Source organism: Mesorhizobium sp. WSM4307 (genome assembly GCF_007003945.1).
Classification (GTDB): domain Bacteria; phylum Pseudomonadota; class Alphaproteobacteria; order Rhizobiales; family Rhizobiaceae; genus Mesorhizobium.
The window spans coordinates 214,931-239,398 of sequence record NZ_VFTB01000006.1 but is presented as its reverse complement, the minus strand read 5'-3'; the positions used below and the strand labels follow the sequence as shown (position 1 = coordinate 239,398).

The window sequence follows — 24,468 nt, the reverse complement described above, 5'->3', positions numbered from 1 at the left end:
TCAATCGCACCTGCGTCATGGGACGGCGCAGTCAAGGAAATCTGGACGGGTAATTTGATGACACCTATGGAAAAGGCGGGGTGGACGCCGCTGCCGCATTCGGACGAGGATCTGGAGCGGTCGAAAAGCGTGCCGGACACGCCGCAGACGCGGGCCGAGACCTACCGGCTTGCCTGGAACGATCCCGACTTCATGACGCGGCGCGAATTGCGCGCGGTGCGGCTGCAGCTCGAACTCTTGAAGCCGGAAATGATCCTGGCCGAGCGCGGCATCCGTTCGACGGTGATCCTGTTCGGCGGCGCGCGCCTGCCGGAACCCGGCGGCGTGGCCTGGGCGGCCAAGAACGAGACGCAGAAGAAGAACCTCGAGGAAAACAGCAAATATTACGAGGAGGCGCGCAAATTCGCCCGCCTGTGCTCGCGGCAATCGGCCGCCTCATACTACCGCGAATATGTCGTGGTGACCGGCGGCGGCCCCGGCGTGATGGAAGCGGGAAATCGCGGCGCCGACGATGTCGGCGCGCCGTCGATCGGACTCAACATCGTGCTGCCGCATGAGCAGGCGCCGAACGTCTATGTGACGCCGGAGCTGTGTTTCAACTTCCACTATTTCGCCATCCGCAAGATGCATTTCGTCATGCGCGCCAAGGCGGTGGCGGTGTTTCCCGGCGGTTTCGGCACGATGGACGAGTTCTTCGAGACGCTGACGCTGATCCAGACCGGACGCATGGAGCGCGTGCCGGTGATCCTGTTCGGCAAATCGTTCTGGAAACGCGCGATCAACCTCGACTTCCTCGCCGAGCAAGGCACGATCAGCCCCGGCGACCAGGACATCATCGATTTCGTCGACACCGCCGACGAGGCCTGGGGGATTGTCAGCCGGTTCTACAAGTTGGGGGAGTGAGGGAGGAGTTGGGGAACTGGAGAATTGAGGAATTGAGGAATTGAGGAATTGAGGAATTGAGGAATTGAGGAGAATCGTGGCCCCCGCATTCCCGATCAAATCCCCAATTCTTCAGTTCTTCAATTCCCCTACTCCCTCTCCACAATCGCGGTCAAAAACCCCGCCAGATCGTCAGTGACGAAATCGACGTCGTCTTCCTGCGTGGGGTCGCGTTCCCAGATCTCGGCGAAGGTCGGCTCGAAATTGCGCGGCACGACGAGCACGGTGGTCATGCCCAGCGCCTTGGGCACCTCCAGGTTGCGGGCGAGGTCCTCGAACATCACCGCATTGTGGCCGGTAACGGCATGCAGCTCGGCGAACTTCTCGTAGGTCTGGCGCGCGGGCTTGGGATTGAGGCCGGCGGCGACGATATCGAAGATGTCGTCGAAATGGTCGAGGATGCCGAGCTGGCGCGCGGTGCGCTCGGCATGCCGGCGGTCGCCATTGGTGAAGATGAACTTGCGGCCGGGAAGCTGGCGGATGGCGGTGCCCAGGACAGGGTTGGGCACCAGCCATGAATAGTCGATGTCATGCACCTTCTCGAGGAAATCGTCGGGATCGATGCCGTGGCGCGCCATCAACCCGTTCAGCGTCGTGCCATATTCGCGATAAAGCTCCTTCTGCAGCTTGCGCGCCTCCTCGCGCGGCAGCGACAGCAACTCCCCGACATAGGCGGTCATCTTGACGTCGATCTGCGAGAACAGATTCGAATGATGCGGATAGAGCGTGTTGTCGAGGTCGAACACCCAGTCGGTGACATGGGCGAAGCGGGCGGGGTCAGGCTGCGTGGTCATGCGCTCCTTATGGCATGAAACGCGGATTCTGAAATGGACTTTATCCACAACTTCCACGCGCTTTTGGTGGCAGAAATGGCCGCAAGATTCAAATTTTATGCAACCGGGAAAGGTGGCCTTCAGGGCTTGCTGGCACAGAGAAAGTCCTGTGGGGAGCCCGCGATGAACAGCATCATTCTGAAATCCGCCGCTATCGCTTTCGCCTCCGTCGCCGCCTCGCTTGTTCTGACGCTGATCATCGTTCCGGCCTTGGGATTCCCGATCAGCCGAACGATCTGGCTGAGTTCGACGCTCTGTCCGCTGGTGCTTGCATGGGTGGCCTGCGCCAGCACCTTCTGGCAGAGCGACAGGCTGAAGAACGCGCACCGCGAACTGGCCCGGGCACACGCCCAGCTTGCAGCCGCGCACCGCCGCCTGTCGGAGAAGGCCAGCCGCGACGACATGACCGGCATGCTCAACCGGGAAAGCTTCTTTGCCGCGTTGGACGGTTCGCGGCGCAAGTCCGACCGCGGCGCGCTGCTGATCATCGACGCCGACCATTTCAAGAAGATCAATGACAGTTTCGGCCACCTGACCGGTGACGACGCGCTGCTGCTGATCGCCAGCGCCATCGAGCGCGGCGTGCGCAGCGGCGACGTGCTTGGCCGCATCGGCGGCGAGGAGTTCGGCGCCTTTCTGGTCGGCGCCACCGAGCAGGAAGCCAAGCGTGTCGCCGAGCGCATTCGCCGAGAGGTCGAGCTGATCCGCTTCCGGCCGGTGGACGAACGGACCATTCCGCTGACCGTCAGCATCGGCGGCACCGTGTGCGGCGAGGACGTCAACGTATCGGAGCTGATGCGCGCCGCGGACCGGCGCCTCTACCAGGCCAAGCATGGCGGCCGCAACCTGACGATCCTCGATACGGACATTTCCGCGGCCGCGTGAGCCGGCCGGTCGGGCACACCTCGCCCGTTAAGGAATTTCTAACCCTGTTTGCATTCGGTTGTAGCGCTTGCCCGCCTTTTCACGCCTTGGGGCCGGGCTTGGCACGATACTGGCGTCTGTGACGATGCGTGTGCCGTTTGGGGAATGTCATGCGCGCATCGAGGCCCTTATCCGAGAGACCCGGCATGAGCTTCTTCAAGAAAATGTCGCGCCGCACGCTCGTGCAGGCGCTGATCGCCCTGCCTGCCTTGTCCTTGTTCCGCAAGCTGCCTGAAGCCGACGCGGCCCGTGCCGGTCCTTCAAGGGCCGATCCGTCACCGGCCGACCCGAATGAGATCGTCGAGGTCAATGGCTGGATCCTGAAGCGGAGCGACCTGGCATGATCTTCGACAGCCATGAGGCGTATCGCGCCGCCAACTTCAAACCCAAGGTCTGCATCCTCGGTTCGGGTCCGGCCGGCACCACCATTGCCCGCAAGCTGGGCGCCGCCGGCATCCCCGTCGTGGTGCTGGAGGCCGGCTCGCGCGAGTTCAGCGACGAGTCGCAGGATTTCTGCCGCGGCACCACGGTCGGCGATTTCTATTTCGACCTCGACATCACCCGGCTGCGGTATATGGGCGGCAGCTCCAACCATTGGGCCGGCTGGTGCCGCGTGCTCGACAAGCAGGATTTCGAGCCGAAGGCCTGGGCACCCGACACAGGCTGGCCGATCCGCCGCACCGACATCGAGCCCTATCTGCCGGAGGTGCACGATATCCTCGAACTTCCCGATTTCCGGCCTGATGTGCCGATCTCGGACGACATTCGCTGGGTGCAGCTGATCAAGAGCCCGGCGGTGCGCTTCGGCGAGAAATTCGCCGACGCGCTCGACAAGAGCCGCAACATCGCCGTCGTGCTCAACACCTATGCCACCGAGCTTGCCGGCGACGGCAAACGGGTGACCGGCGCCAAACTATGGTCCAACGGCCAGGACGCGGGCGCCTTCAGCGCCGACTATTTCATCGTCTGCACCGGCGGGCTGGAGAATTCACGGCTGCTTCTGTGGTCGAACCAGCGTTCCAATGGCGGCGTCGTCCCGAACGCCACGGCACTTGGCCGCTACTGGATGGAACACCCGACCTTCGAGGGCGGCAATGCCATTCTTGCCGACTATGGCGAGTTCGAGGTGGATGCCGTCAACGAGGCCTTCTTCTCGCCGACGCTTGCCGCGATGGAGCGCCTGCGGATCATGAATTTCGGCATCAGGCTGATCGAGACGCCCTATGCCGGCGTCAAGCATGTGATTGCCGACCTCGCCTGCACGGCGCCCGACATGGCCGAATGGGTCGCCTATCGGCTCAGCCAGAACCTGCGCTGCGCGGCCCAGCTCTACGTCGCCTGGGAACAGGCGCCGCTGGCCTCCAACCAGATCGAGCTGTCCAAGACCGATGTCGACCATGCCGGCGTGCCGCGCATCGAGCTGCACTGGAAGAAATCGGAGCTCGAACGCCGCACGCTTGTCGAAGGCCTGAAGCTGTTCGGCACGACGCTTATCGAGAAGGATCTCGGCCGTGTCCGCCTCATGGACTGGATTGCCAATGGCGAGGATTATCCGACCGACGAGGAGACCGCCGGCCACCATCACATGGGCGGCACGCGGATGGGCACCGACATCACCAGAAGCGTGGTGGACGCCAACTGCAAGGTGCACGGCATGGACAATCTCTATGTCGGCGGCTCCTCAGTGTTCTGCACATCCGGTCAAGCCAACCCGACGACGACGATCACCGCGCTGGCCTGCCGGCTGGGAGATCATCTGAGCAAGGTGGTCGCTGTCTGACATTCCACGGTAGCCGGCGCCAGTGATGGCGCCGGCAGGTGTGCGGCATCATGCTCCAGCTCAGAAGCCGTAGACGGCGATGCGCACCAGCACCGCCGCGGCGGCCAGCGCCACGAGCAGGATGCCGAGGCCGATGGGGGAACCCCAGCCGTACCATTCCATCGCCAGCTTGGCGTATTTGAATTCGTCCTCATGCGAGAGAGGGGTACGTTGTTCGATCGAGCTCATTTTTCACTCCGTGTCGGCGGCCGGCCCTTGCCTTGTCGGCAGTGCCGCCGCATATTGCTGCGATAGTCTAAATGTTAGACGGATTGATAGTTAGATGATCGAAATAAAGTCGTCAAGCGGGTATCGCGACGAAATGGCGGCCGCGATCGGCGTAGCCGTGATGCAATGGCAGGACGCCACGCAGGCCTATGACGAGGCGGTGGGGACGCGGCTCGGGCTCAACATGGCCGAGCGCCATTGCATCGGGCTGCTCCATGGCGGCCCGCAATCGGCTGGCGCGATCGCGACCGCGACCGGCCTGACGCCGGCCGCCGTGACGGCGCTGATCGACCGGCTGGAGGCGCGCGGGCTGCTGACGCGCACGCGCAGTCTCGAGGACAGGCGCAAGGTGGTGATTGAAGCGACCGAGGCGACGCGGGAGCTGTCGGCGCGCTATTACGGCGCCATCGCCAAGGAGGGCGAAAAGGTGATCGCCACCTTCAGCGACGCCGAGCTCGCGACCATATCACGCTTCGTCAACGCCGCGCTCGACCTGCAGCGTGCCCAGCTTGCGCGGCTGAAGGCCGAGGGGCCGGACACCCCTGGATGATTGGGTGCGGTATGTCGGCGGCGTTGTCGCAAACGTCGGCGGGGAACGGCACTATTTCGGCTAGGCCCCGTAGACGGCCAGAAATGCCTCCACTGAGGCATCCGCGTGCCGTTCCAGTTCGGCCTTGGAGCGCCGGTTGCTGCCCGTGAACATGGCTTCATTCATGGGGATCCAAAGAAGCATCCCAAAAAGATGGCTGGCTGCCAGATAGGGATCGCTGGTTTGTAACAATCCTCGACTGGTGAGCTTTTGAAAGCAGGACGCCGTCGAGGCAAGCATGCGCTCAAAACCTTTTTCGTACCAAGCGCGGCCAAGCTGCGGCATTCGATCCGCGTTGGCGATGATCAAGCGCCGCAGCTTCAACAACTCTTCATCCATGAGAACCGCTATCAGGCGTCGGGCAAGCTGCTGCAGGCCGCCTTCCATGAATTTTGCCTCGGAAAGCAGCGTCGTCACGGCCTCGATGATGTCATTGACCTGGGTAGCGGTTGACAGAACGACTTCGCCGAACAGCGTCTCCTTGTCGGTGAAATGCTTGTAGACGGTCTGCTTGGAAGCCCCCGCCTTGGTGGCGATTTCCTCCATGCTGGTCCCGTCATAACCCTTGCTGATGAACGCTGCCGTGGCCGCCTGGATGATCTCACGATCCTTGCGAGCCGATCTGGTCTCACCGTCGGTTTTCATTGCGCCCTTCCAACCAGTACTAGACGGTACCGTTCTCTCATGGTAGCCATGAAACGGTACTGGACTGACTAGTACCTGTCAACGAAGGCAAGGCTTAGACCGATGACCAAGATGATCTTCATAAATCTGCCGGTGCGCGATCTGCAGGCAGCGACCAACTTCTATCTCGCGATCGGCGGCACGCTCAATCCGCAGTTCTCGAACGACCAGGCGAGCTCGATCATGTTCTCCGACGCGATCGGCGTGATGTTGCTGACGCACCAGCATTACGGCCAGTTCACAACCCGCCAGATCGGCGACGCCAGGCGTGACAGCCAGATGCTGATCGCGCTCACCGCCGGCAGCAAGGACGAGGTCAATGCCACGATCGAGAAGGGCGTCGCGGCCGGCGGCCGCGCCGATCCCAACCCCGCGCAAGACCTCGGCTTCATGTTCAACCGCCACATCGAAGACCCCGACGGCAACGTCTGGGAGCTCCTGTGGATGAACCCCGCCGCCATGCAATAGCCCAGCGGGATCAACGCGTCCAAAGCGCGTCGCGTTGAAACGGATTCATGCGACGCGCTTTGTGTTTTAGACCGTCGCCGGGTCGAGTGCCGGCTGGTCCTTGCGGCGCGCGACGATCGCCTCGAAATCGGCAGTCTGGAAAGCATCGCGCAAGGCGTCGAAGGATGGCAGCACGAAATAGGCGCGCTGGAACTTGTCGATCTCGTAGCCGGTGCGCATCACCGTTTCGAGATCGAAAGGCACATGGTGGGCGTCCTTGCCCTCGACGGCGAACTGCAATTCGGTGAAGGACGACATCAGGCCGGCGCCAAAGGCCTTCAACGGCTGGCCGGCCTCCTGCATCAAGCCGTATTCGGCCGTGTACCAGTAGAGCCGGGTGATCATCTCGTCACCGCCGAGCGCGATGATGTCGCCGGCCTTCTTGCCATACATCTGCATGAAGTCGGCGAAGACCGGCTGCGATAGCACCGGCACGTGGCCGAAGAAATCATGGAACATGTCCGGCTCGACGATGTAGTCGAGCTCCTGCCTGGTGCGCAGCCAGTTGGTGACCGGGAAGCGGCGGTTGGCGAGATGATCGAAGAAGGGGGCGGCGGGAATGAGGCCCGGCACCGCAACGATCTCCCAGCCGGTCAGCTTGCGCAGCTTGGTGCTGACGTCCTCGAAGTCGGGAATGCGGTCGAGCAGGCCGAGTTTGTCGACACCGTCGAGATAGGAATGATGGGCGAGCTTGCGCGTCAGCTTGGTCTGGCGGTCGCACAATGTGCGCCACACCGCCTGTTCCTCGCCGCTGTAGTCATAGCCCTGGGCCACGGTGAAATCGGCACGGCAGACCGAATAGTCGCCGCGCAACCCCTGCGCCGCGCAATCGCGGGCATATTCGGCAACGCTCATCGTCGTCATGGTTTTTCTCCTCGCAAATCGGCAATGGCAGACGTGTCCGGAGGGTAGCCGGATTTGCCGAGGCAATTTGGTTCCGATGGTGGCTCATCAGCGATATTCGGGATAACATTCACTCACAATCCGGATCGGAGGAGTGAAAATGCCTCAATTTGATGACTTCGAGATCAAGATGCTCGATGTGCTGCAACGCGACGGGCGCAAGCCCGTCTCCGAACTGGCGCAAGAGATCGGCCTGTCGACGACGCCATGCGCGCGGCGCTTCGAGGCGCTGCAGGATGCCGGCATCATCAAGGGCTTTGCCGCGGTGATCAGCCGCCGCGCGGTCGGCCTGATGGTCGAGGTGTTCATCCAGGTGCGCCTGGTCAGCCACAGCGACGGCTCGCCGGAAAAATTCATTGCCGCGGTGCAGCGCATGGACGAGGTGTCCTCGTGCTGGACGATGACCGGCGACCACGACTTCCTGCTGCATGTGATGGTGCCTTCGGTCGACGAGCTCAACGCCTTCGTCATGCATCGGCTGATGCGGCTCGACGGCGTGCGCGACGTCCACACGCAGCTGGTGCTGCAGAACATCAAGGGCCCCGGCCACGTGCCGCTCGCGCATCTCAGGAAGTAGCGCCATCTCCAGCGCTCCTGCGGAAAAGCTGCACGCAAACTGCTGAAACGGGCCAATCGGGCGGCTAGATCGCCGGCCAGCATGCGCGGACCAATCTCTCGGAGGTCCGCCATGAAAATCGTCCTGATCAATCCGCCGCACACCGCCATCGGCAGCCGGGTGCCGGATGATCATCTGCCGCCGCTTGGACTGCTGGCGATCGGCGGCCCGCTCATCGATGCCGGCCACGACGTACGCCTCGTCGATGCCGAGTTCGGGCCGATGCCGCTCGACAAGGTGGTGGACGACGCCTTGGATGACATCCCGGACTTCGTCCTGATCGGCCATTCCGGCTCGACCTCGGCACACCCGACCGCCTTGCTGATCGCCAAAATGATCAAGGAGCACGAGCCGGTGACCATCATCATCTATGGCGGCGTCTTCCCGACCTACCACTGGCGCGACATACTGGCGGCGACCGACGTCTTCGACTTCATCGTGCGCGGCGAGGGCGAAGCGACCGTGGTGGCGCTGGTCGAGGCGCTGGAAATGCACCAGCCGCCGGCGAGCGTCGCCGGCATCGCCTTTCGCGACGATCTGCGCCGGCCCTTCGCCACGCAGGCGGCCATGACCATTGCCGAACTCGACGCCTACCGCGTCGGCTGGGAGCTGATCGACCACCGCCGCTACAGTTACTGGGGCGGCAAGCGCGCCGTGGTGATGCAGTTTTCGCGCGGCTGTCCGCATCTGTGCAACTATTGCGGCCAGCGCGGCTTCTGGACCCGCTGGCGGCATCGCGATCCAAAAAGGTTCGCGCAAGAGATCGCCTGGCTGCACCGCGAACATGGCGTCGAGCTGGTCAATCTCGCCGACGAAAACCCGACGGTTTCGAAGAAGGCGTGGCGGGCCTTTCTCGACGCCCTGATCGCCGAGAACGTGCCGGTGCTGATCGTCGGCTCGACGCGTGCCGACGACATCGTGCGCGACGCCGACATCCTGCATCTCTACCGCAGGGCCGGTGTCATCCGCTGGCTGCTCGGCATGGAAAACACCGACGAGCAGACGCTGCAATTGATCCGCAAGGGCGGCAGCACCTCGTCCGACCGCGAGGCGATAAGGCTGCTGCGAAAGCACGGCATATTGTCGATGGCGACGTGGGTGACCGGCTTCGAGGATGAGGGGTTTCGCGACCTGTGGCGCGGCTTTCGCCAGCTCATCGCCTATGACCCCGACCAGATCCAGGCGCTCTATGTGACGCCGCATCGCTGGACGCCGTTCTTCCGCATCGCGCGCGACCGCAAGGTCATCCAGAAGGATGCCCGGCTGTGGGACTACAAGCACCAGGTGCTGGAGATGACACGGCTGAAGCCGTGGATGCTGTTCTTCAGCGTCAAGCTGATCGAGCTTGCCGTGCAATCGCGGCCGAAGGCGCTGGCGCGCATCCTGTTCCACCCCGACCCCGAGCAGCGGCATTCGATGCGCTGGTACACCAAAATGGGCCGCCGGGTCTGGTTTCGCGAGGTCTGGGGTTTCCTGGTCCGAGACATCAGGGTGAAGGACGGCCCGACGCTTGCCGAATTCTGGGGCGCGCCGCAGGACGCGGAGGAGGAATCGATGATCGTCGCACGTCCACCGCGCAAGCCGGCCGAAGCTGCCGCCGCGATTTCGCCGGGCGCCTGACCGGCTTGCCACTCTCACAAAAATACGCAGCGTATCAATATTGACATACGCCGCGTATGCACCCACATCCGGCATACGGGGCGTATGTAAATTGCCCCGGACAGTGGAGCGCAGGTCGCGATCGTCGGGAGATCGGGCCTGCCTTTGTTTGAACGGAGTGAAAATGACCAAACGTGACGCGATCTTCCCTGCCGGCCGGCAGGCTCTCTATGACATCAACCGCTATTCGGCGGCGATCCGCTCGGGAGACCTTCTGTTCGTCTCAGGGCAAGTGGGCAGCCGCGAGGACGGGTCACCCGAGCCTGTCTTCGAAAAGCAGGTCCAGCTTGCCTTCGACAACCTCGCGGCCGTACTGAAGGCCGCAGGCTGCACGTTCGACGACATTGTCGACGTCACCACATTCCACACCGATCCCGCCGCGCAGTGGCAGGCGATCGACGCCGTCCGACTGAAGGTGTTCGGCGAACCGCCCTACACGAACTGGACCGCGGTGGGCGTGAACTGGCTGGCGGGCTTCGACTTCGAGATAAAGGTCATCGCGCGCCTTCCGCAATCCGCCTGATCGGCTGAGCCGCGAGCGACGAGCGTACTGCTCAAGGCACGATCAGCGTGCCGGCTCCGTGTTCGGTGAAGAGTTCGAGCAGCACCGCATGCGGCGTCTTGCCGTTGAGGATGACGACGCCTTCGACGCCGCGCTCGATCGCCTCGATGCAGGTCTCGACCTTGGGGATCATGCCGCCGGAGACCGTGCCGTCCTTGATCAACGCCCTGGCCTCGGCGACGGTCAATTCGTCGATCAGCTTCTTGTTCTTGTCGAGCACGCCGGGCACGTCGGTGAGGAACAAAAGGCGCGAGGCCTTGCAGGCGCCGGCGATGGCGCCGGCGAAAGTGTCGGCGTTGATGTTGTAGGTATGGCCGTCGCGCCCGGGCGCCACCGGCGCCAGCACCGGGATCATTTCGGAGCGGGCCAGGAGGTCGAGTAGCGTGCGGTCGACCTCGACCGGCTCGCCGACGAAGCCGAGATCGAGCACCCGCTCGATGTTGGAATCGGGATCGATCATGGTCTTGCGCGCCTTTTCGGCGAAGACCATGTTGCCGTCCTTGCCGCAGAGGCCGATCGCCCATTCGCCCTCGGCGTTGATCAGCGCGACGATCTCCTTGTTGATCGAGCCGGCCAGCACCATCTCGACGATCTCGACCGTCTTCTGGTCGGTGACGCGCAAGCCGCCCTCGAATTTGGATTCTATGCCCATCTTGGTCAGCATGGCGCCGATCTGCGGCCCGCCGCCGTGAACGACGATCGGGTTGACGCCCGATTGCTTCAGCAGCGCGATGTCGCGGGCAAAGGCCTTGCCGAGTTCGATGTCGCCCATGGCGTGGCCGCCATATTTCACCACGACGGTCTTGTGTTCGTAGCGCTGCATGTAGGGCAAAGCGCGAGACAGCAGGGCGGCCTGCATTTCGGCGGTGGCGGCGATGTCCGTCATCGGGCGGTTCCCTGGCTTTTTGGTTTGTGCATGTCGTTGCCCCAAAACCGCCGGGCACTTTTGGGAGACATGCATCAGGTAAAGACGGCGGCGTCTTAGCGGGAATTGGCGCGGGGGGCAAATGGCATTGCTGTCATATTCGCCGCGTTCACGGCCTCGTCATCATGACGGCACCATCAGCGGCGCCCGCCGTTTCAGCCAACCCGAAAGCTTTTCCATCTGCGCGGCGAAGGACAAAAGCGTCTCCTCGTCGCCCGGGCGCCCGGCGGCCTGGATGCCAAGCGGCAGGCCGGCCTCGGTGACATGGACGGGCAGCGCGATCGACGGCTGGCCGCTGACATTGTGGATCGCCGGCCAGTGCGTGAACAGAAGGCTCTTGTCCATCAGCTGGCCGAACAGTGGCTTGAGCTTCAGCAAAGGCGTCAGATGAAGCTTGTCGAGCAGGTTTTCGATCAGCTCGTCGGCGCCTTTCGGGTCCATGGCGCCGCAGGCGAGCGGCGGGTGCGCGATAACAGGCATCAGCACCGCATCATAGTGCGCGGTTTCCTCGATCATCCGGCGCGAGGCGGCGTGCAGCCGCTGCAGGCCGGCATAGATCTCGCCGGCCGAGACCATTTCGCCCAACCGGCCGAGCACCCGCGTGGCGCGCTCGACGTCGCCGGTAACGGAACGGCCGACGCGCAGCGCCTCGGCCCGCAGCGTGCCGGCAACAGCGGAAGCGACCGTCCTGCAGAAATCGGCCATGAAATCGCGGCCGATGAAGGGCAGGTCGATCTCCACGACGGTGTGGCCGCCCTCGCGCGCAAGCGCCACGGCGGTGTCGAGCGCTTTCGTCGTTTCGGCCGAGATCGGCAGGCCAAGCGGCGACTTGCGGTAGACGGCCAGGCTGAGCTTGCCCGGATCACGCGCGGCAGCGGCGGCGAATGTGCCCTTCGGCGGCAGTGCCGCATAGGGCGAAAGGGAGTCGGGACCGTGGGTGAGGTCGAGCAGCAGCGCGCTATCGCGCACCGAGCGAGTGACGGCATGATCGACCACCATGCCGTACCAGCTTTCGCTGGCCAGCGGCGTCAGCGGGATGCGGCCACGCGAGGTTTTGAGGCCGACCAGGCCCGTGCAGGCGGAAGGCACGCGGATCGAGCCCCCGCCATCGGAGGCATGCGCCACCGGCACCACGCCGGCAGCGACCAGGGCCGCCGCGCCGCCCGACGAGCCGCCACTGGTGTGGCCGGTGTTCCAGGGATTGCGGGTGATGCCGAAGGCCTTGGATTCGGTCATCAGCCGCAGCCCGTGTTCCGGCGATGTCGAAGTGACGATCGGGATCAGCCCGGCGGCGAGGTAGCGGTCGGTCATAACCGAATTGACGTCGGGCACCGAGGCCGGAATGCGGCTGCCGCCATGCGAGGGCACACCCTTGACGGCGATGCCGAGGTCCTTGATGGCAAAGGGCACTCCGGCCAGTGGCAGCGAGCGGTCCATGGTTTTCGCCCGCGCCCGCGCGGCCTCGTAGAGCGGCTCGGCCGTGGCATTGATTTCAGGCCTTGTGGCCTCGGCGCGCGCGATCGCCGCGTCGGTCAGCTCGATCGCCGACAGCTCGCCCTTGCGCACCAGACCGGCGAGGCCGGTCGCGTCTTCTTGCCACAGGATCCATTCGACCGACATCGGCGCTTCCCCGTTCCCCGCCAAGCTAGCCAGCGGCTCATCCCTTGGCAATCGAAGCCTGCGCCAGGACGCCGGACTTTAGGTGCACCGAATATTTCCAGCGTTGCAAATACAACGCAATCGCCTAACTTGGCGCGCATGACGCCGCAGGACATCACCAAGCTGATCGTCCGGACTTCGATGAAGGATCGGGCCGCGTTCGATCTGCTCTACCGGCAGACCAGCGCGAAACTTTTCGGTGTGTGCCTTCGTGTATTGAACGACCGGGGAGATGCTGAAGAAGCGCTACAGGAAGTCTTCGTCAAGATATGGACGAAGGCGGATCGTTTTGCCGTCTCCGATCTGAGCCCGATCTCCTGGCTGGTGGCAATCGCCCGCAACCACGCGATCGATCGCGTCAGGGCGCGGCGCAAGCCTGCCGCCGATATCGATGCCGCGCTTGACGTGGCCGATCCGGCACCGGGACCTGAAGCGATGGTGGTGGCGGGCGACGAATCCGTACGCATCCATCATTGTCTCGAGGAACTGGAGAAGGACCGGGCGGCGGCCGTCCGGGGCGCTTATCTCAAGGGCGAAAGCTATGCCGAACTGGCGGAGCGCCACGGCGTGCCGCTGAACACAATGCGTACCTGGCTGCGCCGTAGCCTGATGAAACTGAGAGAATGTCTGGAACGATGACACTGGCAGAGGACAATGGACCGGAACGTGGAGGCGACGACCTGTTCGCCGCCGAATACGTTCTCGGTGTTCTGCCGGTGGAAGAGCGGCAGATCGCCTCCAGGCGCATCGACAGCGAGACCGATTTCGCGCGGCTCGTCGATGGCTGGGAGGTACGCCTCTCGCCGTTGGCATCAGCCTATGCGGAGGTCGAGCCGCCGCCTACGGTGAAGGCTGCTGTCGACCGCCGGCTGTTCGCATCGAGCGCGGCCACATCGGCCGAGGCACGCGCCGGCCTGTGGTCCAGCCTCGCCTTCTGGCGCGGCCTTGCCGTGGCTGCGGTCGCGGCCCTGGCGCTCTATATCGCCGTGCCCTATGTCAATCGGCCGGCCGAACAGCCGCAGGCGCGGCTTGTCGCCTCGCTGGCGGCCGACGGCAGCGATGTAAAATATCTCGCCGTCTATGATTCCGAGCGGCATGACGTCAGCCTTTCGCATGTTTCCGGCACGCTCGCTTCCGGCAAGGACTTCGAACTTTGGATGATCGAGGGCAAGAACGCTCCGGTCTCGATGGGCGTCATCCCGGCCGGCGCGACCGCGCATATCGGGGTCTCGCCCGCCACGCAGCAGAAGCTGGCGCAGGGCGCGGTGCTGGCCGTCAGCCTGGAACCGGCCGGCGGCTCGCCGACGGGACAACCGACCGGACCGGTGGTTGCCGCTGGCGACCTGAAGGGCATCTGACCTGCTGCATATCGCAGCGAAGCCGTCTCCGGAATGTTCCCAATATATCTTATGTAACACATGCCTAGAACAGGTGTGCGTGCCGGCAAGAAGGTACGCCAGCAGATCTCTTTGCCCGAGCGAAAAAATCAAAAATCTGAGAATATTCTGAAACTCGTGCGTTTGTGTTCCGTATCTCCTCGCGTTCCCACAAATGGGAAGAGAAACCCGAGGAGTTTGAACATCATGCGTAGATACGCCACCCTTTTGCTTGCCGGTACGATCGCTATTTCCGCTCTTGCCACCGCGGCCTATGCCGAAAACCCGATGGTTGGCGGCGCCGCCATGTATGCCCAGAAGAACATCGTCGAGAACGCCGTGAAGTCGAAGGATCACACGACGTTGGTCGCCGCCGTCAAGGCCGCTGGCCTGGTCGAGACGCTGCAGGGCGCCGGTCCGTTCACCGTCTTCGCGCCGACCAACGAGGCCTTCGCGTCACTGCCGGCCGGCACGGTCGACACGCTGCTCAAGCCCGAGAACAAGGACAAGCTGACCAAGGTCCTGACCTGCCATGTCATCGGCGCCAAGGCGATGGCGGCGGATGTGGCGTCAATGGCCAAGGCTGACGGCGGCACGCACAAGGTCAAGACGGTCGGCGGCTGCGAGCTGTCGCTGAAGGCCGAGGGCGGCAAGGTCACCGTCACCGACGAGAACGGCAATGTCGCCAATGTGACGATCGCCGATGTCGAGCAGTCCAACGGCGTCATCCACGTCATCGACAAGGTTCTTTTGCCGAAGATGTAACAAGGGGCTTGCCGCGGACGAACCTGCGGCAAGAGCTCTCCGCCGATTGCGTCATCCCGCTCCCGTGATCCGCAATCGACGCGCACGCTCCGCGCCGCGCATGGTCAACCATGGAACGGCGCGGAGTGTCGTTTGGGGCAACCGTCACCGGTTTTTGATTTTGGCGTGGCGGTATAGTTTGGCAAAAGGACAACCGGAGGAACTGGTCATGAACCGTCGCGACTTTCTTTTGAGCGGGGCCGCCGCCATTGGCGTCGTCGGAGCCGCCGCGACCATGCTGCGCATGGGCACTCCGCAGCCCGCGCTGGCGGCCGAGAAGTTCGAGATCACCAAGACGGACGACGAGTGGAAAGCCATATTGTCGCCCGCCGCTTTCGACGTGCTGCGCAAGCAAGGCACGGAATATCCGGGCACTAGCCCGCTGCTCAACGAGCACCGCAAGGGCATTTTCGCCTGCGCAGGCTGCGACCTGCCGGTCTACCCCTCTGAGACGAAATTCGATTCCGGCACCGGCTGGCCGAGCTTCTGGCAGGAGATCGCCAACGGCATCGGCAAGACCGAGGACAGGTCGCTCGGCATGACCCGCACCGAGGTGCATTGCCGCCGCTGCGGCGGTCATCTCGGCCATGTCTTCGACGACGGTCCGGCGCCGACCGGCCTGCGCCACTGCATCAACGGCGTGGCACTGACCTTCAAGCCGGCCACGGCCTGACGAGTTAGACCGGAAACGAAAAACTCCGGGTCTTGCGGCCCGGAGTTTTTTTGCGCGGTCAGAGCTTTTCGGGCGTGGACTGGAGGAACTTCCCGAAACCGCTGCCCACGTGTTGGTTATTCTGTTTTGGCGCAATTCCTGACGGAAAACCGCTTCACACTTTTCCTGGAATTGCTTAGTGCCCGCCGCCCCCACCTCCACTGGGCGCGGCCGGCTTGTTGATCAGCATGGTGAACAGGCCGAGCGTCGCGAACAGCACCGTCAGCATGTAGAACACGTCCATGAAGGACAGCAGCGCCGCCTGCTGATGGACCATGCCCGACAGCTTGGAGATCGCCGCACCGGCCGCGTCGAGGCCTGATGTCTGCTCGAAGTTCAGCGTCATGTTCTGCAGCTTGGTCTGCGCGGCGGCACTGCCCCACTGCACATGCTCGGCCAGCCTCGCATAGTGGAAGGCGTTGCGGTCGATCAGCACGGTGTTGATGAGGGCAAGGCCGACGGCACCGCCGAGGTTGCGGGTGAGGTTGAACAGGCCGGACGCGTTCTTCAGCCGGTCGGGCGGCAAGGTGCCGAGCGCGATGTTGTTGATCGGCACCATGCACAGCATCATCGAACAGCCGCGCAGGATCTGCGGGATGAGCAACTCGTAGAAATCCCAGTCGGCGGTCAGATGCGTCATCCACCAGGTGCCGGTGGCGAAGCCGAAGAAGCCGATCATCATCATCAGCCGCAAATCCATCTTGCTCGACAGGATGCCGGAGATCGGCGCGGTGACGAACATCGCCAGGCCGCTGACGAACAGCGCCTCGCCGATCATCATCGAATCATAGCCGCGGATACGGCCGAGGAAGACCGGATAGAGATAGGTCAGGCCGTAGAGGCCGATGCCGATGACGAAGGAAAACAGCGAGCCGAAGGCAAAGTTGACGTTGCTGAAGGCCCTGAGATCGACGATCGGCTCCTCGGCGGTGAAGACACGCCAGAAGAAGATCACCGCGCCGATGCTCATGACGATGGCGCAGATCAACACGCCCTGGTCCTGCAGCCAGTCATTGTTCGGACCCTCTTCCAGCACATATTCCATGCAGCCGAGGAAGGCCGCCATGCCGGCGAGGCCCCACCAGTCGAACTTGTTGAACAGCTTGAGATTGGGCTTGTCGAAATCGATCAGCGACCAGGCGGCGGTCGCCACCAGGATGCCGGGCACGACATTGACCAGGAACAGCCAGTGCCATGAAAAGGCGTGACTGATATAGCCGCCGACGGTCGGGCCGATGGTCGGCGCCAGCGTCGCCACCAGACCGATCATCGGCGAGACGACGGCGCGCTTGGAGGGCGGAAAGATGGTAAAGGCCGCGGCAAAGACGCTCGGGATCATGCCGCCGCCGATGAAGCCTTGCACGGCGCGGTAGACGATCATCTGGTCGATGTTGGTGGCGGTCGCGGCAAGCGCGCTGGCCGCGGTGAAGCCGGCAGCGGCGATGGTGAACAGCACGCGCGTCGACAGCATCCGGCTGAGGAAGCCCGACAGCGGGATCATGACCACCTCGGCGATCAGATAGGCCGTCTGCACCCACGGAATTTCGTCGGAGCTGGCGCTGAGGCCCGCCTGGATTTCGGCCAGCGAAGCCGACACGATCTGGATGTCCAGGATCGCCATGAACATGCCGAACACCATCGCCAGGAAGGCGATGACGCGGCGTGTGGAAATGGTGTCAGGGACCGCCGGCCTTGCCGGCGGCGCTCCTGCGGTGATGGTTGCGGTTGCCATTTCATGGGCCTCCTTGAGGCAGGCCGGGCGGCCCAGCGCTTCATCAGCCGCCGAGCCGCCCTCCGAAAGCGCTTAGTTGGTCGTCGCGGCAGGTGCGGTGCGGCTGTCGACGTTGACGACAACGCTCAAGCCAGCACGCAGCTTGCCGGCCTTCAGGGCATCGGCCGGCACGTCGATGCGGACCGGGACGCGCTGCACAACCTTGGTGAAGTTGCCGGTGGCGTTTTCCGGCGGCAGCAGCGAGAAGACCGCGCCCGAGGCAGGAGCGAGCGACGAGACGGTTCCCTGGATGGGATGGCCGTCTATGGCGTCGACCGAGATGTTGACCTTTTCGCCGGGAACCAGGCGGGCAAGCTGCGTCTCCTTGAAGTTGGCGACGATGTAGAGCTTGTCCAACGGCACGACGACGGCGAGCTTCTGGCCAGGGCTGACGAGGTCGCCCTGCTCGACGGAACGGTTGCCGACGACGCCGTCATAAGGCGCCTTGAGCACGGTGAAGGACAGGTCGCGCGCGGCCTTGTCGCGGCTGAGCTGCAGCGAAGCGAGCGTGCTCGCGGACTCGGCGCGCTGCGCCTCGAACACGCCGATATTGGCCTGCGCGGCGGCGATCTGCGCATCGGCGCCAACCAGCGCTGCATTGGCCTGGTCGAGCGCGGTCTGCGCGTCGTCCAGTTGCGCCTGCGTACCGACATGGGTCTTGACCAGCTGTGCGGCGCGCTGCTGGGCACGGGCGGCGTTGTCGGCAGCGGCCCGGTCGGCGACCTTCTGCGCCTGGGCCTGTTGCAGGGACGCCTGTGCTGCCTTGGTCTGCGCGTCGATGCGGTCGAGCGTCTTGGCCAGCGTGGCGATCTGCGCCTCGGTCTGGGCGACGGCGATCTTGTAGTCGCCATCGTCGATCGTCAGCAGCGGGTCGCCGGCCTTGACCAGCTGGTTCTCGCTGACCTTGACCTGGTCGACATAGCCGGAGATCTTGGGCGAAACGAACGCCATGTCGGCCTGGACATAGGCATCGTCGGTCGAGATCATGAAACGGCCCGTGGTCCAGTAGTCATAGCCGTACCATGCGCCGCCGCTCAGGAGGGCAAGGCCGATGATCGGCAGCAGGAAGGAGCGCACCGAGCGCTTCTTCTTGGCCGGAGCTTCAGCCGCCGGCGGCGGTGCCACCGGCAGGACGGGAATTTCCGGTGCTTCCGTCGCCGGAGCGACCTTGGCGTTGGGGAAAGGGCGGACTTCGGCAGTGCTGGGCGCGTTCGAGGACATGACATCTCTCTAAAGTAATAATACTGAACCGTTCGGTTCGATCCGGCCGTTGACATAGCGTGAAAAGAGGACCATATCAAGAGGCAATCGAACCGGTTGGTTCGAATTATTTTCGAGGTGTGACTTTTATGGCCGAGACAACGCCCGACGTCGAAAACGACAAATGCGGCGATCTGCTGGAGAGCCTGCGCCGTGGCAGGCCGGCGGCCGGACAGGACCCGGTCAAGCGCAGCCAGATCATCGATGGCGCCCGCCGTGTCTTCATAGACAAGGGCTTCGAGGCCGCCTCGATGAACGACATCACGCGCGAAGCGGGCGTGTCGAAGGGCACCATCTATGTCTACTTCGCCAACAAGGAAGAGCTGTTCGAGGCGCTGATCGAAGAAGAGCGCGGTACTATCTTCAAGAACATGTACGACATGCTCGACCGCGCCGACGATCTGCGCCAGACGCTGGTGAAGTTCGGCACGGTGCTGTCGATGAAGATCACCTCGGCCAAGGTCATCCAGGCGCAGCGCACGGTGATCGGCGCCTCCGACAGGATCCCCGACATGGGCGCGCGGTTCTACGAACGCGGCCCCAAACGCGGCCATGACAAGGTGGTGGAGTTTCTCAATGCCGCCATCGAACGCGGCCTGCTCAAGATCGACGATGTCGATCTTGCCGCCTACCAGTTCACCGAACTGTGCCTGGCCGGCCTCTTCCGGCAGTGCATCTTCGCCTACCGCACCAAGGCTCCGAGCGACGAAGAGATCGACCACATCGTCAGGTCGGGCGTCGGCATGTTCCTGAAGAACTACGGCACCGAACGGCTCGCCGAGGAAGAAAGCCACCAGATGATAGCGCTGGAGGCAAAGGCCTAGAGCGTTTCACCGTTTCATGGAAACGGCGAACCGCTCTAACTCACTGTTTTGACGCAATTCCCAAGGGAAAACCGCTCGCACTTTTCCTGGAATTGCCCTAGCCGCCATTGGCGGCAAGCACGATCGCGGCCTGCAATTCCTCCAGCCCCTCGCCCTTTTCCGATGACGTCGCCAGGACGAACGGAAACGCCGCCGGCCGTTTCTTGATCTTTTGCAGCGTCTCCTCGATCAGCCGCGGTACGCCGGCGACCTTGATCTTGTCGGTCTTGGTCAGCACGATCTGGTAGGACACCGCCGCCTTGTCGAGCAGCGACAGCACCTCGTCGTCCTTGGCCTTGATGCCGTGGCGGGCATCGATCAGCACATAGACCCGCTTCAGCGTCACCCGGCCCTTGAGATAGTCGAAGACCAACTTGGTCCACTCGTCGACCTTCTCCTTGGGCGCGGTGGCGTAGCCGTAGCCCGGCATGTCGACCAGTGCCATCGGCGGCAGGTCGGCGCCCTCGCCCGAAAATCCGTCCGGCACGAAATAATTCAATTCCTGCGTGCGCCCCGGCGTGTTGGAGGTGCGCGCCAGCCCTTTCTGGTTGACCAGCGCGTTGATCAGCGACGATTTGCCGACATTGGAGCGGCCGGCAAAGGCGATTTCCGGCGGCCCTTCCGGCGGCAGGAACTTCATGGCCGGCACGCCGCGGATGAATATCCACCCGCGCGTGAACAGGTCGGTGGTGATCACAGTGCTATTCAGAGCGTTCAAGCTGCTGCCTCCAGAAGAGAGATGTTGGCGCCCCTGATGGCATCGAGGTTGCGGCCGATCTTGTCCACCGGCCAATGCCACCATGCCAGTGCCAGCAAACGCCTGATCGTCCTGTCGTCGAAACGCATCTTCACCACCTTGGCGGCATTGCCGGCGACAATGGCATAGGGCGGCACATCGTGCGTCACAACCGATTTGGCGGCGATGATGGCGCCATGGCCGATTTCCACGCCGGGCAGGATCACCGCCTCCATGCCGATCCAGACATCGCTGCCGACCACCGTGTCGCCGCGCACCTCCTTCGACCATGTCGCCGGGTCAAAACCCTGTTCCCAGCCATGGCCGAAAATGTTGAACGGATAGGTGGAAAAGCCGGACATTGCGTGGTTGGCGCCGTTCATGATGAAGCGCGCGCCTTCGGCGATGGCGCAGAACTTGCCGATGATGAGCTTGTCGCCGATGAAGGGATAGTGGTGCAGCACGCATTTCTGCGCGAATTTGTCCGGTCCCTCCGGGTCGTCATAATAGGTGAAGTCGCCGATCTCGATGTTCGGCTCCGTCACCAGCGGCTTCAGGAAGCCGACGCGCGTGTGCATCGGGATCGGGTGCTTGATGTTGGGGTTGGGTCCGTCCATGTCGGTTCGTCCGGGAATTGGCAGACAGGCGCATCCGCTGCCGGAGGCGCCTGGTCAAAATAACGTGATCCGCCCTATAGCACCAATCGGCCGGGGAGCGAGTCTTCCGTGCGTGCCAGGCTCATGTGTTGCCGCTCTTGCTGCGCAAGCCAGGCACGCCGGCCAAGCTCGACCATCGTGCCGTGATGGAATGATGCGCCGGAAACGGTTGATGTTCGATCGCTGAAGCCCAGCGTCTTCACGGTACACAAAAAGAAACCGGGGCCCTGTGAGTGACTACAGGACCCCGGCCTCGCCGATAACGACTTCCCCAAGAAACTTGGCACCTCGTCACGAGGCGGGGATGGCAGGCCAAGAAAGCCCCAACGACCTGCCACTGCCCCTTTCGCCGGAAGACGCTATTTCGGCAACAGCACCTTGCTGACGACATGGATGACGCCGTTCGACTGGTTGACGTCGGCGATGGTCACCTTCGCCTCGCCGCCGGACTCGTCCACGATGTAGAGCTTGCCCTTCTTGACCTCGGCGGTCAGCGTGTCGCCGGAGACGGTCTTCATCTCGTATTTGCCGCCCATCGCCTTGGCCTGCTTCATCATCTCGCCGCCTGAAATCTTGCCGGCCACGACATGCGCGGTCAGTACCTTGGTGAGCTTGTCCTTGTTCTCGGGCTTGAGCAGCGTGTCGACCGTGCCGGCCGGAAGCGCCGCGAAGGCCTCATTGGTCGGGGCGAAGACGGTGAACGGGCCGGCGCCCTGCAGCGTGTCGACCAGGCCGGCGGCCTTGACGGCGGCGACCAGCGTCGTGTGATCCTTCGAATTGACGGCGTTCTCGACGATGTTCTTGGTGGTGTACATCGGCGCCCCGCCGACAACAGGGTTCTTGGCGTAGGCGGGGGCGGCAATCGCCAGGCCGGCGACGAGAGCGGAAACGGCGATGATCCTGAACGACGGCAAGCGCATGTGGTCTTCCTCCGGGTGAGGGCTGATCGGAATTGATAGCCTTTGGAAATGCACACGCAGTCACGCTCCGCGACCGCTTGCAGTTTCGCCGATCACGGGAACGTGAACGAATGTCCGCCCAAAGAAAAAGCCCGGACGAACCGGGCTTTTAGAGAGAGGGGAGCTTTTATTCCGCCGGCGACGGTTTCTTTTTGAACAGTGCCATCAGATTGTCCCATAGCTCGATCTTGGCGCCCTGGCGCTTCATGATCACACCCTGCTGGAGGATCGACAGCGTGTTGTTCCAGGCCCAGTAGATGACGAGGCCGGCCGGGAAGCCCGCCATCATGAAGGTGAAGATAACAGGCATCCAGGTGAAGATCGCGGCCTGCGTCGGATCCGGCGGCGTCGGGTTCATGCGCATCTGCAGGAACATGGTGACGCCCATGATCAGCGGCCAGACACCGATCATCAGCATGTGCGGCAACGTGATCGGAACCAGGCCGAACAGGTTGAAGATCGAGGTCGGATCGGGCGCCGCCAGATCCTGGATCCAGCCGAAGAACGGCGCATGGCGCATCTCGATGGTGATGTAGAGCACCTTGTAGAGCGAGAAGAAGACCGGGATCTGCAGCGCCACCGGCCAGCAGCCGGCAAGCGGATTGATCTTCTCGGTCTTGTACAGCTCCATCATCGCCTGCTGCTGCTTCATCTTGTCGTCCGCGTATTTCTCGCGGATCTCCAGCATCTTGGGCTGCACCTTCTTCATGTTCGCCATCGACGCGTAGGACTTGTTGGCGAGCGGAAAGAAGATGGCCTTGACGATGACGGTGGTGGCGAGGATCGCCAGGCCGAAATTGCCGAGGAATTTGTAGAGCGTGTCGATCAGCCAGAACATCGGCTTGGTGATGAAGTGGAACCAACCCCAGTCGATCAGAAGGTCGAACCGCTTGATGTGGCGCTCTTCGGCATAGGCGTTGATCTTGGCGACTTCCTTGGCGCCGGCGAAGACCTCGGTCTCGACGGTCGCCGACTGGCCGGCCTCGACATTGATCGCGTCGGTCAGGAAGTCGGACTGATAGCGGTGGCGGCCATCCTCGAAATAGGCATAGCGCGGCTGGAACGGCTGCTTCTCTGTCGGCACAAGCGTGACGGCCCAATATTTGTCGGTGATGCCGAGCCAGCCGTCGCTCGACTTGCCCGGCTGGGATTGCTTGTCCTTCTCGATGGACGCGTATTTGTGTTCCTGCAGGCCTTCGGTGCCGGTGAAGCCGATCAGGCCTTCATGCAGCACATAGGTGCTGGCGACGGCCGGTTTGTCGTAGCGGGTAACGCGGCCGTAGTTGAACAGCGAAACCGCGCTGGTGCCGGAATTCTGCACCGTGTCGGTGACCGTGAACATGTAGTTGGCGTCGACGGAGAAGGTGCGCTTGAAGGTCAGGCCCTTGTCATTGGTGTAGGTGAGCGTCACCGGCGTCGACGGGCTCAGCGTCGGATTGCCGTCGACATTCCACACCGTTTCGGCACCCGGCACCGTGCCGGTCTTGTCGTTGCCGACGAAGCCGATCTCGGCGAAATAGCCGGTAGGCAGCGCCTGCGGGTTGAGCAGTTCGATCTCGGGCGAATTCTTGTCGACGGTCTCGGTGTAGTGCTTGAGCTTGAGGTCGTCGAGGCGGGCGCCGGTCAGGTTGATCGAGCCCTCGAGGCTCGGCGTGTCGATCTTGACGCGCTTGGAAGCGGCCAGCGCCTGATCGCGGCCGGCCGCGGTGACGGTGTCACCGCCGGGCGCGTTGGGAATGGTGCCCGGCGCCGGAGCCGGCGTTCCAGCACCCGGATTGGCGGCCTCGGCCGCCTTCTTCTGCTCTTCCACCCGCTGCTGCTCGATCTTGGCGGCCTCGCGCTGCTGCTCGACGCGCGGGTTCATGTAGAAAACCTGCCACAAAGTCAGGATCAGCACCGACAGCGCGATGGTGATGAAGAAGTTCCGGTTGTTTTCCATCGAGAGCCCTTGGCCTATCGTGTTCCGCGAAGTCGGCGGGAGAGTTCGGCCTTCAACTGGCCGAAGGGGGCGCGCAGCGCATCATCGCGCCCGACGATGACATAATCATTGCCGGGCACCATGTCATCTGCGGCATGGACGCGGACGGCCTCTTTAAGCCGCCGCCTGACGCGGTTGCGCACAACAGCGTTGCCGACCTTCTTGGTGACGGTGTAGCCGACGCGCGGCACCCCGCCATCGCCGCGGTCGAGGACCTCGACGAGGAAAAACCGTCCGCGTCGCTTTTCACCACGACGGACGGCCAGGAATTCCGCGCGTTTCAGAAGCCGCTTGGGATTTTGCCCCACTGGCTTGCCGGTTGCGGGCAACGATATCGTCTCGCTTAGGCGCTGAGCCGCTTGCGGCCGCGGTTGCGGCGAGCTGCGACGACGCCACGACCACCCTTGGTGGCCATGCGGGCACGGAAACCGTGCCGGCGTTTGCGGACGAGTTTGGACGGTTGGTAGGTACGCTTCATTTGTTTTAATACCGCGGGGTGCGGC

Annotated in this window: 28 protein-coding genes; 14 read left to right on the top strand and 14 right to left on the bottom strand. The window is 63.2% G+C overall.

Translation table 11 applies throughout. The annotated features are described in order from the left end of the window. Positions 1-57 precede the first annotated feature (57 nt). A complete protein-coding gene (locus FJV83_RS16420; RefSeq protein WP_095773256.1) occupies positions 58-903 on the top strand; it encodes an LOG family protein in 846 nt (281 codons plus the stop codon). Between the two features lie 128 nt (positions 904-1,031). Here the strand turns inward: FJV83_RS16420 and FJV83_RS16415 are convergent, their stop codons facing one another. Continuing rightward, positions 1,032-1,736 (bottom strand): pyrimidine 5'-nucleotidase, encoded by a 705-nt coding sequence (locus FJV83_RS16415; protein WP_142885799.1) that lies wholly within the window; start codon positions 1,734-1,736, stop codon positions 1,032-1,034. Positions 1,737-1,898: 162 nt separating this feature from the next. Between FJV83_RS16415 and FJV83_RS16410 the strand changes: the two genes are divergently transcribed. From FJV83_RS16410 to FJV83_RS16400, 3 genes are all read left to right on the top strand, one after another. Then, on the top strand, positions 1,899-2,660 hold the full coding sequence (locus FJV83_RS16410; RefSeq protein WP_142885800.1) for a GGDEF domain-containing protein: 762 nt from the start codon (positions 1,899-1,901) through the stop codon (positions 2,658-2,660). 185 nt (positions 2,661-2,845) lie between these two features. Further along, positions 2,846-3,043, top strand: coding sequence for a hypothetical protein (locus FJV83_RS16405; protein ID WP_095773259.1), 198 nt, complete (start codon positions 2,846-2,848; stop codon positions 3,041-3,043). Next, on the top strand, positions 3,040-4,479 hold the full coding sequence (locus FJV83_RS16400; protein ID WP_142885801.1) for a GMC family oxidoreductase: 1,440 nt from the start codon (positions 3,040-3,042) through the stop codon (positions 4,477-4,479). The genes FJV83_RS16405 and FJV83_RS16400 overlap by 4 nt, the downstream gene beginning before the upstream one ends. A gap of 60 nt (positions 4,480-4,539) precedes the next feature. On the opposite strand, the gene FJV83_RS36435 is transcribed toward FJV83_RS16400, so the two are convergent. Next, positions 4,540-4,707: a hypothetical protein gene (locus FJV83_RS36435; RefSeq protein ID WP_179295942.1), complete on the bottom strand. Its 168-nt coding sequence runs from the start codon at positions 4,705-4,707 to the stop codon at positions 4,540-4,542. 94 nt (positions 4,708-4,801) lie between these two features. On the opposite strand from FJV83_RS36435, the gene FJV83_RS16395 reads away from it, so the two are divergent. Next, the gene (locus FJV83_RS16395) at positions 4,802-5,296 is read left to right on the top strand and encodes a MarR family transcriptional regulator (protein ID WP_142885802.1); all 495 of its coding nucleotides are present in this window, start codon (positions 4,802-4,804) and stop codon (positions 5,294-5,296) included. Between the two features lie 60 nt (positions 5,297-5,356). Here FJV83_RS16395 and FJV83_RS16390 read toward each other — a convergent pair whose 3' ends face one another. Continuing rightward, positions 5,357-5,980, bottom strand: coding sequence for a TetR/AcrR family transcriptional regulator (locus tag FJV83_RS16390; RefSeq protein ID WP_142885803.1), 624 nt, complete (start codon positions 5,978-5,980; stop codon positions 5,357-5,359). 102 nt (positions 5,981-6,082) lie between these two features. Between FJV83_RS16390 and FJV83_RS16385 the strand changes: the two genes are divergently transcribed. Continuing rightward, positions 6,083-6,487 (top strand): VOC family protein, encoded by a 405-nt coding sequence (locus tag FJV83_RS16385; RefSeq protein WP_095773263.1) that lies wholly within the window; start codon positions 6,083-6,085, stop codon positions 6,485-6,487. Between the two features lie 66 nt (positions 6,488-6,553). On the opposite strand, the gene phhA is transcribed toward FJV83_RS16385, so the two are convergent. After that, on the bottom strand, positions 6,554-7,390 hold the full coding sequence (gene phhA / locus FJV83_RS16380) for a phenylalanine 4-monooxygenase (protein ID WP_095773264.1): 837 nt from the start codon (positions 7,388-7,390) through the stop codon (positions 6,554-6,556). A gap of 139 nt (positions 7,391-7,529) precedes the next feature. On the opposite strand from phhA, the gene FJV83_RS16375 reads away from it, so the two are divergent. The 3 genes from FJV83_RS16375 to FJV83_RS16365 all read left to right on the top strand — a co-directional run bounded on the left by FJV83_RS16375 (position 7,530) and on the right by FJV83_RS16365 (position 10,227). After that, positions 7,530-8,006 (top strand): Lrp/AsnC family transcriptional regulator, encoded by a 477-nt coding sequence (locus FJV83_RS16375; RefSeq protein WP_095788497.1) that lies wholly within the window; start codon positions 7,530-7,532, stop codon positions 8,004-8,006. Positions 8,007-8,117: 111 nt separating this feature from the next. Next, positions 8,118-9,665: a magnesium-protoporphyrin IX monomethyl ester anaerobic oxidative cyclase gene (gene bchE, locus FJV83_RS16370; RefSeq protein WP_142885804.1), complete on the top strand. Its 1,548-nt coding sequence runs from the start codon at positions 8,118-8,120 to the stop codon at positions 9,663-9,665. Between the two features lie 163 nt (positions 9,666-9,828). Beyond that, positions 9,829-10,227: a RidA family protein gene (locus FJV83_RS16365; protein ID WP_095792487.1), complete on the top strand. Its 399-nt coding sequence runs from the start codon at positions 9,829-9,831 to the stop codon at positions 10,225-10,227. Positions 10,228-10,258: 31 nt separating this feature from the next. Here FJV83_RS16365 and argB read toward each other — a convergent pair whose 3' ends face one another. Both argB and FJV83_RS16355 read right to left on the bottom strand, forming a co-directional pair. Then, positions 10,259-11,152 carry an acetylglutamate kinase gene (gene argB / locus FJV83_RS16360; RefSeq protein ID WP_038651183.1) on the bottom strand — a complete coding sequence of 298 codons (894 nt, stop codon included), beginning with the start codon at positions 11,150-11,152 and terminating at the stop codon, positions 10,259-10,261. A 162-nt stretch (positions 11,153-11,314) separates the two neighbouring features. Next, on the bottom strand, positions 11,315-12,811 hold the full coding sequence (locus FJV83_RS16355) for an amidase (RefSeq protein ID WP_142885805.1): 1,497 nt from the start codon (positions 12,809-12,811) through the stop codon (positions 11,315-11,317). A gap of 138 nt (positions 12,812-12,949) precedes the next feature. On the opposite strand from FJV83_RS16355, the gene FJV83_RS16350 reads away from it, so the two are divergent. The 4 genes from FJV83_RS16350 to msrB all read left to right on the top strand — a co-directional run bounded on the left by FJV83_RS16350 (position 12,950) and on the right by msrB (position 15,703). Continuing rightward, positions 12,950-13,489 (top strand): sigma-70 family RNA polymerase sigma factor, encoded by a 540-nt coding sequence (locus FJV83_RS16350; protein ID WP_095788500.1) that lies wholly within the window; start codon positions 12,950-12,952, stop codon positions 13,487-13,489. Beyond that, entirely contained in the window at positions 13,486-14,208 is a 723-nt protein-coding gene (locus FJV83_RS16345; protein WP_142885806.1) for an anti-sigma factor, read from the top strand. The genes FJV83_RS16350 and FJV83_RS16345 overlap by 4 nt, the downstream gene beginning before the upstream one ends. A gap of 225 nt (positions 14,209-14,433) precedes the next feature. Beyond that, positions 14,434-14,991: a fasciclin domain-containing protein gene (locus tag FJV83_RS16340; RefSeq protein ID WP_142885807.1), complete on the top strand. Its 558-nt coding sequence runs from the start codon at positions 14,434-14,436 to the stop codon at positions 14,989-14,991. Between the two features lie 208 nt (positions 14,992-15,199). Next, on the top strand, positions 15,200-15,703 hold the full coding sequence (msrB, locus tag FJV83_RS16335) for a peptide-methionine (R)-S-oxide reductase MsrB (protein ID WP_095773270.1): 504 nt from the start codon (positions 15,200-15,202) through the stop codon (positions 15,701-15,703). A 175-nt stretch (positions 15,704-15,878) separates the two neighbouring features. On the opposite strand, the gene FJV83_RS16330 is transcribed toward msrB, so the two are convergent. Together FJV83_RS16330 and FJV83_RS16325 are read right to left on the bottom strand one after the other, a co-directional pair. Then, complete coding sequence (locus FJV83_RS16330; protein ID WP_142885808.1) at positions 15,879-17,474, bottom strand: DHA2 family efflux MFS transporter permease subunit; 1,596 nt, start codon at positions 17,472-17,474, stop codon at positions 15,879-15,881. Between the two features lie 72 nt (positions 17,475-17,546). Then, positions 17,547-18,734 (bottom strand): HlyD family secretion protein, encoded by a 1,188-nt coding sequence (locus tag FJV83_RS16325; RefSeq protein WP_095773272.1) that lies wholly within the window; start codon positions 18,732-18,734, stop codon positions 17,547-17,549. A 128-nt stretch (positions 18,735-18,862) separates the two neighbouring features. Between FJV83_RS16325 and FJV83_RS16320 the strand changes: the two genes are divergently transcribed. Continuing rightward, complete coding sequence (locus FJV83_RS16320) at positions 18,863-19,597, top strand: TetR/AcrR family transcriptional regulator (RefSeq protein ID WP_142876723.1); 735 nt, start codon at positions 18,863-18,865, stop codon at positions 19,595-19,597. A gap of 97 nt (positions 19,598-19,694) precedes the next feature. Here FJV83_RS16320 and yihA read toward each other — a convergent pair whose 3' ends face one another. The 6 genes from yihA to rpmH form a co-directional block, all read right to left on the bottom strand. Continuing rightward, positions 19,695-20,354 carry a ribosome biogenesis GTP-binding protein YihA/YsxC gene (gene yihA / locus FJV83_RS16315; RefSeq protein ID WP_019862432.1) on the bottom strand — a complete coding sequence of 220 codons (660 nt, stop codon included), beginning with the start codon at positions 20,352-20,354 and terminating at the stop codon, positions 19,695-19,697. Next, the gene (locus FJV83_RS16310) at positions 20,351-20,989 is read right to left on the bottom strand and encodes a CatB-related O-acetyltransferase (RefSeq protein WP_142876722.1); all 639 of its coding nucleotides are present in this window, start codon (positions 20,987-20,989) and stop codon (positions 20,351-20,353) included. Before FJV83_RS16310 ends, yihA begins: the two co-directional genes overlap by 4 nt. A 398-nt stretch (positions 20,990-21,387) precedes the next feature. After that, on the bottom strand, positions 21,388-21,948 hold the full coding sequence (locus FJV83_RS16305) for a fasciclin domain-containing protein (RefSeq protein ID WP_142885809.1): 561 nt from the start codon (positions 21,946-21,948) through the stop codon (positions 21,388-21,390). A gap of 166 nt (positions 21,949-22,114) precedes the next feature. Beyond that, complete coding sequence (gene yidC, locus FJV83_RS16300) at positions 22,115-23,926, bottom strand: membrane protein insertase YidC (RefSeq protein WP_142885810.1); 1,812 nt, start codon at positions 23,924-23,926, stop codon at positions 22,115-22,117. Positions 23,927-23,940: 14 nt separating this feature from the next. After that, entirely contained in the window at positions 23,941-24,294 is a 354-nt protein-coding gene (rnpA, locus tag FJV83_RS16295; RefSeq protein ID WP_027040889.1) for a ribonuclease P protein component, read from the bottom strand. A 14-nt stretch (positions 24,295-24,308) separates the two neighbouring features. After that, positions 24,309-24,443: a 50S ribosomal protein L34 gene (gene rpmH / locus FJV83_RS16290; RefSeq protein ID WP_008833937.1), complete on the bottom strand. Its 135-nt coding sequence runs from the start codon at positions 24,441-24,443 to the stop codon at positions 24,309-24,311. Positions 24,444-24,468 lie beyond the last annotated feature (25 nt).

Excerpts from the sequence above, each read along its gene's own strand:
- FJV83_RS16420 (WP_095773256.1), top strand. The coding sequence starts at position 58 with ATGACACCTATGGAAAAGGCGGGGTGGACGCCGCTGCCGCATTCGGAC.
- FJV83_RS16415 (WP_142885799.1), bottom strand. The coding sequence starts at position 1,736 with ATGACCACGCAGCCTGACCCCGCCCGCTTCGCCCATGTCACCGACTGG.
- FJV83_RS16410 (WP_142885800.1), top strand. The coding sequence starts at position 1,899 with ATGAACAGCATCATTCTGAAATCCGCCGCTATCGCTTTCGCCTCCGTC.
- FJV83_RS16405 (WP_095773259.1), top strand. The coding sequence starts at position 2,846 with ATGAGCTTCTTCAAGAAAATGTCGCGCCGCACGCTCGTGCAGGCGCTG.
- FJV83_RS16400 (WP_142885801.1), top strand. The coding sequence starts at position 3,040 with ATGATCTTCGACAGCCATGAGGCGTATCGCGCCGCCAACTTCAAACCC.
- FJV83_RS36435 (WP_179295942.1), bottom strand. The coding sequence starts at position 4,707 with ATGAGCTCGATCGAACAACGTACCCCTCTCTCGCATGAGGACGAATTC.
- FJV83_RS16395 (WP_142885802.1), top strand. The coding sequence starts at position 4,802 with ATGATCGAAATAAAGTCGTCAAGCGGGTATCGCGACGAAATGGCGGCC.
- FJV83_RS16390 (WP_142885803.1), bottom strand. The coding sequence starts at position 5,980 with ATGAAAACCGACGGTGAGACCAGATCGGCTCGCAAGGATCGTGAGATC.
- FJV83_RS16385 (WP_095773263.1), top strand. The coding sequence starts at position 6,083 with ATGACCAAGATGATCTTCATAAATCTGCCGGTGCGCGATCTGCAGGCA.
- phhA (WP_095773264.1), bottom strand. The coding sequence starts at position 7,390 with ATGACGACGATGAGCGTTGCCGAATATGCCCGCGATTGCGCGGCGCAG.
- FJV83_RS16375 (WP_095788497.1), top strand. The coding sequence starts at position 7,530 with ATGCCTCAATTTGATGACTTCGAGATCAAGATGCTCGATGTGCTGCAA.
- bchE (WP_142885804.1), top strand. The coding sequence starts at position 8,118 with ATGAAAATCGTCCTGATCAATCCGCCGCACACCGCCATCGGCAGCCGG.
- FJV83_RS16365 (WP_095792487.1), top strand. The coding sequence starts at position 9,829 with ATGACCAAACGTGACGCGATCTTCCCTGCCGGCCGGCAGGCTCTCTAT.
- argB (WP_038651183.1), bottom strand. The coding sequence starts at position 11,152 with ATGACGGACATCGCCGCCACCGCCGAAATGCAGGCCGCCCTGCTGTCT.
- FJV83_RS16355 (WP_142885805.1), bottom strand. The coding sequence starts at position 12,811 with ATGTCGGTCGAATGGATCCTGTGGCAAGAAGACGCGACCGGCCTCGCC.
- FJV83_RS16350 (WP_095788500.1), top strand. The coding sequence starts at position 12,950 with ATGACGCCGCAGGACATCACCAAGCTGATCGTCCGGACTTCGATGAAG.
- FJV83_RS16345 (WP_142885806.1), top strand. The coding sequence starts at position 13,486 with ATGACACTGGCAGAGGACAATGGACCGGAACGTGGAGGCGACGACCTG.
- FJV83_RS16340 (WP_142885807.1), top strand. The coding sequence starts at position 14,434 with ATGCGTAGATACGCCACCCTTTTGCTTGCCGGTACGATCGCTATTTCC.
- msrB (WP_095773270.1), top strand. The coding sequence starts at position 15,200 with ATGAACCGTCGCGACTTTCTTTTGAGCGGGGCCGCCGCCATTGGCGTC.
- FJV83_RS16330 (WP_142885808.1), bottom strand. The coding sequence starts at position 17,474 with ATGGCAACCGCAACCATCACCGCAGGAGCGCCGCCGGCAAGGCCGGCG.
- FJV83_RS16325 (WP_095773272.1), bottom strand. The coding sequence starts at position 18,734 with ATGTCCTCGAACGCGCCCAGCACTGCCGAAGTCCGCCCTTTCCCCAAC.
- FJV83_RS16320 (WP_142876723.1), top strand. The coding sequence starts at position 18,863 with ATGGCCGAGACAACGCCCGACGTCGAAAACGACAAATGCGGCGATCTG.
- FJV83_RS16310 (WP_142876722.1), bottom strand. The coding sequence starts at position 20,989 with ATGGACGGACCCAACCCCAACATCAAGCACCCGATCCCGATGCACACG.
- FJV83_RS16305 (WP_142885809.1), bottom strand. The coding sequence starts at position 21,948 with ATGCGCTTGCCGTCGTTCAGGATCATCGCCGTTTCCGCTCTCGTCGCC.
- yidC (WP_142885810.1), bottom strand. The coding sequence starts at position 23,926 with ATGGAAAACAACCGGAACTTCTTCATCACCATCGCGCTGTCGGTGCTG.
- rpmH (WP_008833937.1), bottom strand. The coding sequence starts at position 24,443 with ATGAAGCGTACCTACCAACCGTCCAAACTCGTCCGCAAACGCCGGCAC.